General features: G+C 61.7%; 11 protein-coding genes. 5 read left to right on the forward strand and 6 right to left on the reverse strand.

Annotation, left to right across the window (positions count from 1 at the left end; translation table 11 throughout):
- The first annotated feature begins 42 nt into the window (after nucleotides 1-42).
- Both shc and HCN58_RS16595 read left to right on the forward strand, forming a co-directional pair.
- Nucleotides 43-2,022, forward strand: a complete 1,980-nt coding sequence (shc, locus tag HCN58_RS16590; RefSeq protein WP_171580475.1) for a squalene--hopene cyclase — start codon at nucleotides 43-45, stop codon at nucleotides 2,020-2,022.
- Complete coding sequence (locus HCN58_RS16595) at nucleotides 2,019-2,765, forward strand: phosphorylase (RefSeq protein ID WP_376701182.1); 747 nt, start codon at nucleotides 2,019-2,021, stop codon at nucleotides 2,763-2,765. The genes shc and HCN58_RS16595 overlap by 4 nt, the downstream gene beginning before the upstream one ends.
- 105 nt (nucleotides 2,766-2,870) lie before the next feature.
- On the opposite strand, the gene hpnH is transcribed toward HCN58_RS16595, so the two are convergent.
- Complete coding sequence (gene hpnH / locus HCN58_RS16600; protein ID WP_171580476.1) at nucleotides 2,871-4,031, reverse strand: adenosyl-hopene transferase HpnH; 1,161 nt, start codon at nucleotides 4,029-4,031, stop codon at nucleotides 2,871-2,873.
- Nucleotides 4,032-4,072: 41 nt separating this feature from the next.
- Nucleotides 4,073-4,999, reverse strand: a complete 927-nt coding sequence (gene ispH / locus HCN58_RS16605) for a 4-hydroxy-3-methylbut-2-enyl diphosphate reductase (protein WP_171580477.1) — start codon at nucleotides 4,997-4,999, stop codon at nucleotides 4,073-4,075.
- Nucleotides 5,000-5,445: 446 nt separating this feature from the next.
- Here ispH and hpnN point away from each other — a divergent pair, with 446 nt between their 5' ends.
- Nucleotides 5,446-8,034 carry a hopanoid transporter HpnN gene (gene hpnN / locus HCN58_RS16610; RefSeq protein ID WP_171580478.1) on the forward strand — a complete coding sequence of 863 codons (2,589 nt, stop codon included), beginning with the start codon at nucleotides 5,446-5,448 and terminating at the stop codon, nucleotides 8,032-8,034.
- Here the strand turns inward: hpnN and HCN58_RS16615 are convergent.
- A complete protein-coding gene (locus HCN58_RS16615; protein WP_171580479.1) occupies nucleotides 8,002-8,658 on the reverse strand; it encodes a DUF2147 domain-containing protein in 657 nt (218 codons plus the stop codon). The two genes, hpnN and HCN58_RS16615, sit on opposite strands and share 33 nt — an antisense overlap.
- A 102-nt stretch (nucleotides 8,659-8,760) precedes the next feature.
- On the opposite strand from HCN58_RS16615, the gene hpnO reads away from it, so the two are divergent.
- A complete protein-coding gene (hpnO, locus tag HCN58_RS16620; RefSeq protein WP_171580480.1) occupies nucleotides 8,761-10,152 on the forward strand; it encodes an aminobacteriohopanetriol synthase HpnO in 1,392 nt (463 codons plus the stop codon).
- A 137-nt stretch (nucleotides 10,153-10,289) separates the two neighbouring features.
- Entirely contained in the window at nucleotides 10,290-10,697 is a 408-nt protein-coding gene (locus tag HCN58_RS16625) for a GFA family protein (RefSeq protein ID WP_171580481.1), read from the forward strand.
- Between the two features lie 82 nt (nucleotides 10,698-10,779).
- Here the strand turns inward: HCN58_RS16625 and HCN58_RS16630 are convergent, their stop codons facing one another.
- From HCN58_RS16630 to galE, 3 genes are all read right to left on the reverse strand, one after another.
- Nucleotides 10,780-11,481: a fumarylacetoacetate hydrolase family protein gene (locus HCN58_RS16630; protein ID WP_171580482.1), complete on the reverse strand. Its 702-nt coding sequence runs from the start codon at nucleotides 11,479-11,481 to the stop codon at nucleotides 10,780-10,782.
- Nucleotides 11,482-11,522: 41 nt separating this feature from the next.
- A complete protein-coding gene (locus HCN58_RS16635; RefSeq protein WP_171580483.1) occupies nucleotides 11,523-13,343 on the reverse strand; it encodes an ABC transporter ATP-binding protein in 1,821 nt (606 codons plus the stop codon).
- 104 nt (nucleotides 13,344-13,447) lie between these two features.
- A complete protein-coding gene (gene galE, locus HCN58_RS16640; protein ID WP_171580484.1) occupies nucleotides 13,448-14,461 on the reverse strand; it encodes a UDP-glucose 4-epimerase GalE in 1,014 nt (337 codons plus the stop codon).
- Between the last annotated feature and the right edge of the window lie 96 nt (nucleotides 14,462-14,557).

Genomic DNA, 14,557 nt, shown 5'->3' on the forward strand with positions numbered 1-14,557 from the left:
GGCTTCACAGAAGCTGCTCGCGAATGGAGAGAGTCTAGCGATATGCTTTCCGTCGACAAAAAAATTGCGGTCGATTCCGTTGCGACAGTCGATCCCGTCGCGCTGGAGAAGAGCATCTCTTCTGCGACCGAGGCATTGCTCGGCTACCGGCAATCCGATGGACACTTTGTGTTCGAGCTGGAAGCCGACAGCACCATCCCCGCTGAATACATTCTGCTGCGCCACTATCTCGCCGAGCCCGTCGACAGCGCGCTAGAAGCCAAGATCGCGAACTATCTGCGCCGCACCCAGGGCAGTCATGGCGGTTGGCCGCTGGTGCAGGATGGCCCGTTCGACATGAGCGCCAGCGTCAAATCCTATTTCGCGCTGAAGATGATCGGCGATTCCGTCGACGCGCCGCACATGGTGCGTGCGCGCGAGGCGATCCGCTCGCGCGGCGGCGCCTCCGGCAGCAACGTCTTCACGCGTTTCCTGCTGGCCTTCTATGGCGTGCTGAGCTGGCGCGCGGTGCCGGTGCTGCCGGTCGAGATCATGCTGCTGCCGATGTGGTCGCCGTTCCATCTCAACAAGATTTCCTACTGGGCCCGCACGACGATCGTGCCGCTGATGGTTATGGCGGCACTCAAGCCATTGGCGAAGAACCCGAAGGGTGTTGGCATCGACGAGTTGTTCCTGCAGGACCCGAAATCGGTCGGGATGAACAAGAAGGCGCCGCATCAGAGCTGGGGCTGGTTCACGCTCTTCAGCACGCTGGACAAGATCCTGCGCGTGGCCGAACCGCTGTTTCCGAAAAAGCTGCGCCAGCGCGCGATCGACGCCGCGCTTGCATTCACAGAGGAGCGGCTGAACGGTGAAGACGGTATGGGCGCGATCTATCCGCCGATGGCCAATGTCGTCATGATGTACGACGCGCTCGGCAAGGGACCGGATTATCCGCCGCGCGCGGTCACCCGCAAGGGCATCGACAAGCTGCTCGTGATCGGCGAGCACGAGGCCTATTGCCAGCCCTGCGTCTCGCCGGTGTGGGATACCGCGCTGACCTGCCACGCGCTGGCGGAAGCCGGCGGCGACGATACGATCAAGAAGATGGAGCAGGGTCTCGACTGGCTGAAGCCGAGACAGGTGCTCGACCTCAAGGGCGACTGGGCGGCGAAGGCGCCTGATGTCCGCCCGGGCGGCTGGGCGTTCCAGTACAACAACGACTATTATCCCGATCTCGACGACACCGCCGTGGTCGTGATGGCGATGGACCGCGCACGGCGGGCGTCCGGCAGCAAGGAATACGATCAGGCGATTGCGCGCGGCCGCGAGTGGATCGAGGGCCTGCAGAGCCGTGATGGCGGCTGGGCCGCCTTCGACGTCAACAATCTCGAATATTACCTCAACAACATCCCGTTCTCCGATCACGGCGCGCTGCTCGATCCGCCGACCGAGGACGTCACCGCGCGCTGCATTTCGATGCTGGCCCAACTCGGCGAGACCGCCGAGACCAGCAAGGCAGTCGCGGACGGGATTGCCTTTTTGCGCCGCACCCAGCTCGCGGAAGGATCTTGGTACGGCCGCTGGGGGCTGAACTACATCTACGGAACCTGGTCGGTGCTGTGCGCGCTCAATGCCGCCGGCGTGGACCACCAGGATCCTATGATCCGGAAGGCGGCAGACTGGCTGCTTTCGATTCAGAACCGGGATGGCGGCTGGGGCGAGGATGCGGTCAGTTACCGACTCGATTACAAGGGATATGAGCGGGCGCCGTCGACCTCCTCGCAAACGGCATGGGCCTTGCTTGGACTGATGGCGGCCGGCGAGGTGGAACATCCGGCCGTCGTGCGGGGCGTGGAGTACCTAAAAGCCACACAGACTGAGAAAGGACTGTGGGACGAGGCGCGCTACACGGCTACGGGCTTTCCGCGGGTGTTTTATTTGCGTTATCATGGCTACTCGAAGTTCTTTCCGCTCTGGGCGCTGGCGCGGTATCGGAATTTGAGAAGCACCAACAGCAGGGTGGTAGGGGTCGGGATGTGACTTTGGGGGCGGGGGCCGCCGCGATCGTGGACAGATCGGGTGACAGCAATTCGAATGATCCGCGGCCGGTTTTGATCGTAACAGGATTGGTGCAGGAGGCCCGCATCGCGGCCGGGCCCGGCATGATCGTCATCTGCAGTTCCAGCGATCCGCAGCAATTGCGCGCGCTGCTGGCAACGCTCGATCCCACCACCTTCAGGGGTGTCATCTCGTTCGGTGTCGCCGGCGGGCTCGATCCGTCGCTGAAATCGGGCGATGTGGTGGTGGCGACCGAGGTTCTGGCCGGCGATACCCGTTTTCTGGCAGGTCTGGCGCTGAACGAGGAAATGATTGCCCGCGCCGCGCTGCGCCGCCGGCGCGTGGTCCGTGGTGTCCTTTCGGGCGTCGAACAGGTGATCGCGGCGACCGCCTGCAAGGCCGCGCTCCATTCGGAGACCGGAGCAGCGGCGGTCGATATGGAAAGCCACATCGCGGCGGCCTATGCGGCCGAGGCGGGGCTGCCGTTCGCCGCATTGCGAGTGATCTCCGATCCGGCCAGCCGGGCGCTTCCGGCGCTCGCCAAGAGCGCCATCAAGCCGAACGGCGATATCGATCTCGGCAAAGTGCTGCGCGGGGTGGCGCGCAATCCCGCCACGCTGCGCGCGCTGGTCTCCACAGGCATCGATTTCAATCGCGCGCTGCGCTCGCTGCGCGGCTGCCGTGGCTTCCTGTACGGCGAGAGCCTCGCCACCGCGGAGATTTGATCCGCGCCGCTGCGGCCGACTTCAAGATTTTCAAAGGGCGTCAAACAAAAAGAAAAGGGCCCGGTCGCTGAAACCGGGGCCCTTTAATCTTGCTTCAGCGCTCGCTCAGGCGGCGGTGGAGGCCTTCTCCTGCTGCTTGGCGGCGGCGGCAGCCGCCTCGTCACGGCGGATTTCCGAAAGCTTCTTCTGGACCTGTTCGGAGAAGATGTACTGCGCCGGGCGCTGCTTGGAGAGATCGATCTCGGGCGCCATCGGACCCGAAGTGCGGACGCCGCGCAGCGCGACCCATATCGCCTTGAACGGATTTGTCAGCGCCGCGTTGGCAGCGGTCGGCTCATAGCCGCAATGCGCCATGCAGTCGGCGCACTTCTCGTAACGGCCGGTGCCGTAGGAATCCCAGTCCGTGGTCTCCATCAGTTCCTTGAAGGTCTTGGTATAGCCTTCGCCAAGTAGGTAGCAGGGCTTCTGCCAGCCGAAGATATTGCGCGCCGGCATGCCCCACGGTGTGCATTCGTAGCTCTGGTTACCTGCCAGGAAGTCCAGGAACAGGCCGGAATGCATAAAATTCCACTTCTTGTCCTTGCCGAGCGCGAAGACGTCGCGGAACAGTTTTTTGGTCTTGGTACGGTTGAGGAAGTGCTCCTGGTCCGGGGCGCGCTCATAGGCGTAGCCCGGCGACATCGAGACGCCGACACCGAGTTCGGTGGTGAAGTCTAGGAATTTTGCGATCTCTTCCGCCGGATGACCGTCGAAGATCGTGGCGTTGACGTTGACGGTGAAACCGCGCGCTTTCGCGGCCTTGATTGCGGAAACAGCGCGGTCGAACACGCCCTTCTGCGACACCGCCTTGTCGTGGTGATCCTTCAAGCCGTCGAGATGCACCGAGAAGAAGAGATAGGGCGAGGGCTCGAACAGATCGAGCTTCTTTTCCAGAAGCAGCGCATTGGTGCAGAGCGAGACGAATTTCTTGCGGGCCACGAGGCCGCGCACGATCTCGCCGATCTCCTTGTGGATCAGCGGCTCGCCGCCGGGAATCGCCACCATCGGCGCGCCGCATTCGTCGGCCGCGTCCCAGCATTCCTGCGCGGTCATACGGCGATTCAGGATCGCATCGGGATAGTCGATCTTGCCGCAGCCGACGCAGGCAAGATTGCAGCGGAACAACGGCTCCAGCATCAGCACGAGCGGGTAGCGCTTCCGGCCGAGCAACTTCTGCTTCATCAGATAGCCGCCGATGCGCATTTCCTTGAAGAACGGTATTGCCATTTTGGAGATTTTCTTTCTGGACCTGTAAATCTTGAAGTGAATCAACCCGCAGTGAGTTCGGCCGGAAGCCGGAACTCGATATTCTCTTCCCGGCCGGGAAGCACCGAAACCGTGACGGGTCCGATACGCCTCAAAGCCTCGATCACGTCGTCGACCAAAACTTCGGGCGCCGATGCGCCCGCCGTGATGCCGACAGCCTTTGCATCCTTCAGCCAATCAGGGTTCAGCTCGCTCCCATCAGCAATGAGATAACTCGCGACGCCGACCTCGGTGCCGATTTCGCGAAGCCTGTTCGAGTTGGAACTATTGGCGGCCCCCACCACCAAGATGACGTCCACCAGCTTGCTCAGGTCCCTTACCGCAGATTGGCGGTTCTGTGTCGCATAGCAGATATCCCGGATGTCGGGGCCTTGAATATCTGTAAATTTGGCCTGAAGGGCGGCGATTATGTCCTTTGTGTCGTCCACGCTGAGGGTAGTCTGGGTGATATAGGCCACCGGGGCGTCGGTGGGCAGCGTCAGGGCCGCCACGTCTTCAACGTTCTGGACCAGGAGAACCGGCCCTGGAACCTGGCCCATGGTGCCCTCGACCTCGGGATGACCAGCATGACCGATCAGGACCAGGGTCCGGCCCTTGGACATATACCGTTTACCCTGATTATGGACCTTGGTGACCAGCGGGCAGGTGGCATTGAGGACGGGCAGGCCGCGGGCGGCGGCCTCTTCCTCGACGGTACGGGCCACGCCATGGGCGCTGAACACGGTTACCGCCAGCGGCGGCACTTCCGACAGGTCCTCGACGAAGATCGCGCCCTTGGCCTTCAGGCTCTCGACCACGTATTTGTTGTGCACGATCTCGTGCCGGACATAGACCGGCGGGCCGTATTTCTCGAGCGCACGCTCAACGATTTCGATGGCACGCACGACGCCCGCACAAAATCCGCGGGGCTGCGCTAGATACACTTCCATGGGATGTCCATTACGCAAGTTGCAAGAGGTACTGAATTCGCAAATTCACCCGAAGGTCTCCGTGCAGCCGGTCACATCCGGATTTGCAATATCCGCACCACGGCCGGAACCCGTAGGTAATCCCCACCCAATTAGATGGAAGCGCAGGACTATGTGTCAAAAATCGTGCCGCTAGAAAAGGTGCATTGCGCAATGGTTACCGAGTCATAGGTAATAAAATACCTAAAAATACCCTTCGAGAACGGTTGTTCCTCACCGGTTCGTCACTTTATCGCCCACCCGGACCGGCTATACCGGCGCCCGAACGGCCGCTCCGATCTGTTTTGTTTGGCGACTTCGCTTGAACCCTCTGCGACGTAACAAAACAACATTAGATCGGCAGCGGGAACTCCGCTAGACAGCGGGCGTTTTCGCCCAGCTCTCCTTGAGATTTAGAAAGAAACGAAGTGCTGACCAGCATTGTTGTCTCGATTGTCAGAACCTGTACGCGGTTTGCCACTCTCGTTCTCATCGTCTCCCTGCTTCTGGCGGTCGGAGCGAGCTACTATGCCGCCCGGCATTTCGCGATCAACACCGACATCAATACGCTGATTTCGCCCGACCTCGATTGGCGCAAGCGCGACAATCAGTTCGAGCACGCCTTCGATCGCGAAAAACTGATCCTGGCCGTCGTCGAGGCCCCGACCCCGGAACTCGCCAGTGCGGCTTCCAAGGCGCTGGCCACAAAGCTGTCCGGCGACACCAAACATTTCGAATCGGTGCAGCCGCTCGGTTCCGGCGAATTCTTCGAGAAGAACGGGCTGTTGTTCCTGCCGGTGGAAGAAGTCGGCAAGGTCGCCGGCCAGCTCGAAGCGGCGGCCCCCCTGATCGAGATCATGGCCGGCGATCCCTCGATCCGCGGCCTGACCGGCGCGCTGGAGACCGGGCTTGCCGGCGTTAAGCGCGGGCAGGTCAAGCTCGACAATACCGAGCGCCCGTTCAACCTGATCAGCCAGACGGTCGAGGACATCCTGAACAAGGGGACGGCGACCTTCTCCTGGCGCGAACTCGTCAGCGACAAGCCTTTGACCGATGCCGACCGACGCGCCTTCATCGAGTTCAAGCCGAAGCTCGACTACAACGCACTCGAGCCCGGCAAGGACGCGACCGACGCGATCCGGCAGGCCGCGACTGAGCTCAACTTCGCCAGCCAATACAACGCCCGCGTCCGGCTGACCGGCCCGGTTCCCATCGCCAACGAGGAATATTCAACCGTCCAGGACGGCGCGATCGTCAATGGCGTCGCAACGGTGCTCATCGTCCTCGTCATTCTCTGGATGGCGCTGCATTCGGGGAAGATCATCTTCGCAGTGTTCGTGAACCTGTTCATCGGCCTTGCCACCACGACGGCCGTCGGCCTGATGATGGTTGGGTCGCTGAACCTGCTGTCGATCGCCTTTGCTGTGCTGTTCGTCGGCCTCGGCGTCGATTTCGGCATTCAATTCAGCGTCCGCTACCGTTCGGAGCGTTTCAAGAACGAGGATATGGCGCTGGCGCTGGAGAGCGCGGCCCGACGTTCCGCGGTGCCGCTGTCGCTCGCCGCGATGGCCACCGCCGCCGGCTTCCTGTGCTTCCTGCCGACCGATTACAAGGGCATTTCCGAACTCGGCAAGATCGCCGGCGCCGGCATGCTGATCGCCTTTATCTCGAGCATCACGGTACTGCCGGCAATGCTGAAGCTGCTCCACCCGCCCGGCGAAAACGAGCCGGTCGGCTACGCGTTTCTGGCGCCGGTGGACGAATTCCTCGAAAGGCACCGCGTCATCATTGTCGTCGGCACGCTGCTCCTCGTCGTGGCCGGCTTGCCGCTGCTCTATTTCATGAAGTTCGACTTCAACCCGATCAACCTGCGCAATCCCAAGGCCGAATCGATCGCGACCTTCCTCGACCTGCGTAAGGATCCCAACACCGGCGCCAACGCCATCAACGTGCTGACCAATTCCGAAGCGGAAGCGAAGAAAATCGAGGCGCGGCTGGAAAAGTTGCCCGAAGTACTGCGCGTGATGTCGATCGACAGTTTCGTGCCTGAGGATCAGCCGGCCAAGCTCCAGTTGATCGCCAAGGCGGCCAAGGTGGTTGGCCCCGCGCTCAATCCCGACTCGGTCGATGCGGCGCCTACCGATGAGGAGAATGTCGAGGCGCTGAAGAGTTCGGTCGACAGCTTGCGCAGGACTGCCGGCGACGGCAAGGGCCCGGGCGCGGTTGCCTCGCGGAGGCTGGCGGATGCGCTGTCGAAGCTTGCCGGAAGCGATCAGGCGACGCGCGACAAGGCACAGAACATCTTCGTCGCCCCGCTCAAGATCGTGTTCGACCAGCTCAGGAACACGATACAGGCCGGTCCGGTCACGCTGAAGACCCTGCCGCCGGAACTGTTGAATAGCTGGAAATCCAAGGACGGGCTGATTCGCGTCGAGGCGCTGCCGAAGGGCGATCCTAACGACAACGACAATTTGCGCCGCTTTGCCGATGCGGTGCTGGTCGCCGAGCCGAACGCGATTGGCGGGCCGGTGTCGATCCTCAAATCCGGCGACACCATCGTGAAGGCGTTCATTCACGCCGGCATTTGGGCGCTGCTGGTGATCAGCCTATTGCTGTGGCTGACGCTGCGGCGGATCACCGACGTGCTGATGACGATGGTGCCGCTGTTAGTGGCGGGCGCGGTGACGCTGGAGCTCTGCGTCCTGATCGAACTGCCGCTCAACTTCGCCAATATCGTAGCATTGCCGCTACTGCTCGGCGTCGGCGTCGCCTTCAAGATCTACTACGTCACGGCGTGGCGCGAGGGCAGGACGAATCTGCTGCAGTCCAGCCTGACGCGCGCGATCTTTTTCTCTGCGCTGACGACCGCGACCGCGTTCGGAAGCCTGTGGCTATCCAGTCATCCCGGCACCGCCAGCATGGGAAAACTGCTGGCGCTTTCCTTCGTGATCACGCTTGCCGCCGTGCTGTTGTTCCAGCCCGCGCTAATGGGCAAACCGCGCGATGTCGGGCAGTAGGCAGATATCGCCGATATCAGCGGGCTGGCCGGCCGTCTGCTTCTGAGCGGGTGCGGCTTTTGGCGCGGGCGCAGGATTTACCGCACCCGTGGTCTTCGGCGACGCCGGTGCCGGAGCTGCAGACTTGGGCGGCGCACCGGCTGGTCCCTTCGGTGCGCCCTTGGCCATGCTGTTGCTCGGGCTTGAGGGGATTGGCGGTCCAACACGGGTCCAGGTCTCGCCGCCGCACAGGAAGCCGAGCACGCAGCCCTGAATCTCGAGTTGGTCGGTCCCAAGCGGCTTGATCGTCGAGCTGTAGTTTTGTCCGTCCTTGGCGTTATAAACTTCACCTTCCCACGCATCGACGCCGGGTTTCTTCTTCATGTCGATCAGGATCGGCATGCCCAAGGTCGGCCGGCTCTGCTTGGCGACATCCGGATTGTTCTTGTCCTTGCCGCCCGGCGTCTTTTCCCAGGAAACGACGCCCCACATGTTACCGTTGCATTGGGCCACGCGAATGTTGGCCACGCCATCGGCCACTTTCCAGTCACCCGTGGGATCTGCGGCCAGCGCCGCATGAGCTGTGGCTAAAAAGATTCCCGAATAAACTATTGTGCGCGCGATGGTTCTTGGGCAGTGCAACATGGTCCAAACCTGTGTTTAAGTAGATGATCCAAAGCGGGGGTCAAAACGCCGCATTGAGCGTTTTCAGTTGACGAAACGGCCATCAACCGACGTATGTAGCCAATGCCAGATTCATATCTAGACGTTTCCGGGCTGTTTGTAGAGCGGCAGGCGCAGCGCAGTTCCATGCATGCGCGCCATCTGAACGAGCAGCTCGTCCGGGTGCTGAAGACCATCGGCTACGATGTGGGCTTTCAGAAGGGTCAAGGTCAATACCTGTTCGATCGCGACGGGGCCCGCTATCTCGATCTACTCAGCGGATTTGGCGTTTTTGCGATTGGCCGCAATCATCCGGCGCTGCGTCAGGCACTGAAAAGCGTGCTTGACAGCGATTTTCCTAATCTGGTGCAACTCGACGTCTCTACGCTTGCGGGTGTACTGGCGGAACGCCTGCTCGAACATGTTCCATATCTGGACAAGGTGTTCTTTGCCAATTCCGGCGCCGAGACCGTTGAGGCCGCGATCAAGTTCGCGCGTGGTGCGACCGGCCGCCCCGGCATCGTCTCCTGCTCGCATTCCTTCCACGGCCTGTCCTACGGCGCGCTGTCGCTGATGGACGATGCGAATTTCCGAAGTGGATTCGAGCCGCTGCTGCCGGGATGCACGCAGATTCCTTTCAACGATCTCGCCGCGCTCGAGCAGGCATTGTCCTCGCGCCAGGTTGCGGCCTTCATCGTCGAGCCGATTCAGGGCAAGGGCGTCAATATGCCCACCGATGAATTTTTGCCGGGCGCTGCCGCGCTGTGCAAAAAATACGGCACGATCTTCATCGCCGACGAAATCCAGACCGGCATCGGCCGTACCGGAAAATTCCTCGCGGTCGAGCACTGGAATGTCGAGCCCGACATGGTGCTCGTGGCAAAGGCGTTGTCGGGCGGTCACGTGCCAGTCGGCGCGCTGCTGACCCGCAAGTCCATCTTCGACAAGATCTTCAGTCAGATGGACCGCGCTGTCGTGCACGGCTCGACTTTTTCGAAGAACGATCTGGCGATGGCTGCCGGCATCGCAACGCTTGACGTGATCAAGCAGGAAAAGCTGGTCGAGCAGGCCGCCAAGCGCGGCGCCGAGCTTCGCCTTGCGCTGACCCGCATGGTGCCCGGCTATGAATTGCTGAAGGAAGTGCGGGGCAAGGGGTTGATGATTGGCATCGAGTTCGGTCCGCCGAAATCGCTGAAGCTGAAGGCTTCCTGGAATCTGCTGGAGACCGCGAACAAAGGCCTGTTCTGCCAGCTCATCACCGTGCCGCTGTTCAAGGACCACAAGATCCTGACGCAAGTGTCCGGCCACGGCAGCCACACCATCAAGCTGCTGCCGCCGCTGGTGATCACGGAAGAAGATTGCACCTGGATCGAAAAATCGTTCGACGACGTGATTGCCGCGAGCCACAAGGTGCCCGGGGCGATCTGGTCACTCGGCAAGACGCTGGTCGACAACGCGGTCAGGAAGTCGGCTTAACCGGGGTGCTCCGTAGGGCGAATTAGCGAAGCGTAATCCGCCGCCAGTATCATCGCTCGACGAGTATCGGCGGATTACGCCTTCGGCTAATCCGCCCTACATCGACTAGATCGACGCACGGAGTTCTGGAGGCGAGCATGAGCAACATCACCGGTGGCTGTCACTGTGGCGCCATCCGTTACGAGATCGCGGGGAAACCGATCGTTCATGCGTTGTGCCATTGTGCAGATTGCCGCCGTCATGCCGGCGCGCCGATGGTCGGCTGGACGATGTACCCGGAAGACGCGCTCAAGGTGACGAAGGGGACGCCCAAAGTCTACGAATCATCGGAACATGGCCGGCGACAGTTTTGCGCGAACTGTGGCACTGGTCTCTTCTACACCAATACCAACGTGCTGCCCGGGATCATCGATATCCAGAGCGCGACCTACGATGATCCCGACGCGGTGACGGCCATGATGCATATCCAGGTCGCAGAGCGCCTTCGCTGGATGGAGCGCGCGCACGAACTGCCCACCTTCGATCGCTATCCGCCGCCGCCATAGCGGCCGCGGCAAGCCGGTCTTCCCTGCAACAAAAAAGCTCCGGACGTATCCGGGGCTTTTGGTTATCGAAAATATCGTCGGCCTATTCCGGCTTGCCGATATTCACCTTCAGCGTGCCGACGCCGTCGACGCCGCACTCGATCTTGTCGCCGGGATTGAGCTGCGAGACGCCGGCCGGCGTGCCGGTCATGATGATGTCGCCGGCGGCGAGTTTCACCTGCTGCGAGAGCTGCCAGATGATTTCGGGCACGCTCCAGATCAGTTCGGTAAGATCGCCTTTCTGCGTTTCCTTGCCATTGACCGTCAGCCAGATCTTGCCCTTGGCGGGATGGCCGATCTTCGACGCCGGCTGGATCGTCGAGCAGGGCGCGGAATAGTCGAAGGATTTTCCGACTTCCCACGGCCGTTCCTTCTTGCGCGAGGCGATCTGCAGGTCGCGACGGGTGAGGTCGATGCCGACGGCGTAGCCGTAGACATGGTCGAGCGCCTTATCAGCCGGAATGTTGAGGCCACCGCTCTTCATCGCGACGATCAGTTCGACTTCGTGATGCAGGTCCTTGGTCAGCGGCGGATAGGGAATCGTGGCGCCGTCGGGCACCAGCATGTCGGCGTGCTTAGCGAAGAAGAACGGCGGCGCGCGCTCGTCATTGCCCATCTCGCGGATGTGCTCCAGATAGTTGCGCCCGACGCACCAGATGCGGCGGACCGGATAGGAGCCGGTCTCGCCGACAACGGGAAGCGCGGGCTGCGGGGCTGCTGATATGACGTAGGAGGCTGCGGTCATGAAAAGGGTCTCGGGTTACGGTGGAAATCCGGCGGTAGCTTTTACGCGGTTGCGCTGACCGGCGCCAGACTGGGCGGACCGGCTTCGCGCTGCTGCAGACGGAAGAAGGAGGCATAGCGCCCGCCGCGCCGCAGCAAATCGTCATGCTGGCCACGCTCGACAATCTCGCCGGCCTCGACCACGAGGATGGCATCCGCATGCATGATGGTGTGCAGGCGATGGGCGATCACGATGGTGGTGCGGTTCTGGCAGAGATGCTCGATCGCCTCCTGCACCGCCTTTTCGGATTCCGAATCCAGCGCGGCGGTAGCCTCATCCAGCAGGATGATCGGTGCATTCTTGATCAGCGCCCGGGCGACTGCGATGCGCTGGCGTTGGCCGCCAGAGAGCTGCGTGCCGTGCTCGCCGACGGGCGTGTCGTAGCCGAGTGGAAAGCCCATGATGAAATCGTGAGCGCAGGCCGCCTTCGCGGCCGCCACGATCTCGTCCTGGCTGGCGCCTTCCTTGCCGAAGGCGATGTTGGCGCCGATGGTATCGCGGAACAGGTAAACGTCCTGCCCGACATAGCCGGTCTGCCGCCGCAGCGATTGCCGCGACACGCTCGAGATATCCTGGCCGTCGATCAGGATTTCGCCGCCGTCCACTTCATAAAGCCGCAGCAGCAGGGCCAGCACGGTGGACTTGCCGCCGCCGGAGGGACCGACCAAAGCGGTGGTCTTGCCGGGTTCGGCAACGAAGCTCACGCGTCGTAGCACTGGCTCGTTTGACCGGTAGGAGAAAGTGACGTCGCGAAATTCGACGCGTGCATCGGAGAGTTTCAGCGCCGGCTTGTCGTTGTCGGGCGGCTCGCTCGCCGGGCTATCGACGATCTCCAGAAGCATCCTGGCGCCGACGAGCTTGCTGTTGAGGTCGATGTTGAGTCGCGACAGCCGCTTGGCGGGTTCGGTCGCCAGCAAAAACGCGGTCATGAAGGAAAAGAACTGGCCCGGTGTGGCGCCGAGCGCCACCACGCTGTAGCCGCCATAGAGCAGACAACCGGCCACCGCAAAACCGCCGAGCATCTCCATCAGCGGATTGGCGCGGTTGGATACCCGCGCCATCTTGTTTGAGTTGCGCTCGACGATCGCGATGTTCTCGTCGATCTGCCGCTGCATGGTTTGTTCCAGCGTGAAGGCCTTCACCGTGCGGATTCCCTGCAGCGACTCCTGCATCGTCTCCATGATGTCGGCGCTGCCGGTGAACTGGTTGTGTGCGAGGCCCTTGATGCGCTTCACCAGCTTGCGCAGGAACAGCATCGCCGGCGGCACCACCAGAAGGCCGATCAGCGACAGGATGGGATCCTGCGCGACCATCACGGCGATCAGCGAAATCAGCAACAGCACGTCGCGTCCGACCGCGTTGATCAGAAGCTCCATCACCTCGGTAATCGAGCGCGCGCCCGATGTCAGCCGCGCCAGGAATTCGGACGAATGCCGCTCGGAATAGAATCCGATGCTTTCGTTCATCAGCTTGCTGAACAGCCGCCGTTGGTTGTTGGCGAGGATGGCGTTGCCGATCTTCGACAGGATCACGGAATGGCCGTAGGTCGCCACTCCCTTGATGAACAGCAGGATCACCGTGACGCCCGACAGCAGCGCGATGCCGAGCACGTTCTTATCGACATAGGCCTGGTTGATCACCTGGCCCAGGATGTAGGCTGAACCGGCGGTAGCTCCAGCCGCGAGACCCATCAGCGCGAACGCCAGCAAATAGCGCCGCCAGTAGACGACCCCCTGTTCCATGACCAGGCGGCGAATCAGGATCGCCGCGCCATAGGGATCGTCGGTGATTTTTCTTGTCGGTTTGTTTGAAAGTTCGGCCATCCGCGTTCCATTGACGGCGCCTGGATAGCCCGGCGCGTCAGGGCTGCTGCGATGCCTCCTTGCCTGCTTAGAGGGGCTTTTTCAAGCCAAATAAGCGCTTGATTTCAGGCCGATTCCGCGCGCTGCGGAAGGCCGCCGCGCTCGCTGAACAGTTTCTTTTCCCAGGTCAGCGCGTGGCCGGCAATGGTTTCAAGATTATCGTATTGCGGCGTCCAGTCCAGCACGGAGCGGATGCGGCTGGTATCGGCGACCATGGTCATGATATCGCCGGGACGGCGCGACGCATATTGAACCGCGAAATTGCGCATGGAAACGCGCCGCACGGCCTCGATCGTTTCGAGCACCGAGTAGCCGCGGCCGTAGCCGCAGTTCAGTGTGATCGGACTTCCACCGCCGCGCAGGTATGACACCGCGGCGTGATGGGCCTGCGCGAGATCGCTGACATGGATGAAGTCGCGGATACAGCTTCCATCCGGCGTCGGATAGTCGGTTCCGTACACTTCGACCTTGGCGCGCTGTCCGGTGGCGGCCTCTACCGCGATCTTGAGCAGATGCGTCGCGCCGATGGTTGAGAGGCCGCAGCGGCCGTTCGGATCGGCGCCGGCGACGTTGAAATAGCGCAACACGACGTACTTCATGTCGTGTGCACTGGCAGTGTCATGCAGCATGATTTCGGTCATCAGCTTGGAGGAGCCGTAAGGCGACATCGGCCGCGTCGGCGCATGTTCCGGCACCGGCACCTGGTCGGGATTGCCGTAGACGGCAGCCGTTGACGAAAAGATGAAGCGGCTGACGCCGCCCTTGACCGCTGAATTCAAGAGGCTTCGGGTCGCCATGGTGTTGTTGCGGTAGTAGCCGAGCGGATCGCGCATCGAATCCGGCACCACAACGGAGCCTGCGAAATGAATGATGCTCTCGACGCGGTGCTGGGCGATCACGCTCTCAATGAGGTTTTCGTCGCCGGCGTCGCCGATAAACAGCGGCACGGAGCGGGGCAGCGAGGAGGAAAATCCGGTGGACAGGTTGTCGATCACGACGACGTTTTCGCCGGCATCCACCAGCGCATGAACCGTATGGCTTCCGATATAGCCGGCGCCACCGGTGACGAGCACGGTCATAGGCCACCTCTTCCGATTTGTTGGGGGCGATGCTAGCCGGGCTGCGGTGAAGAGTGGGTTTCGGCGCTAGCGAACTGGCCACTATGCTTAATGTTG

Source organism: Bradyrhizobium australiense, from assembly GCF_013114825.1.
GTDB lineage: Bacteria > Pseudomonadota > Alphaproteobacteria > Rhizobiales > Xanthobacteraceae > Bradyrhizobium > Bradyrhizobium australiense.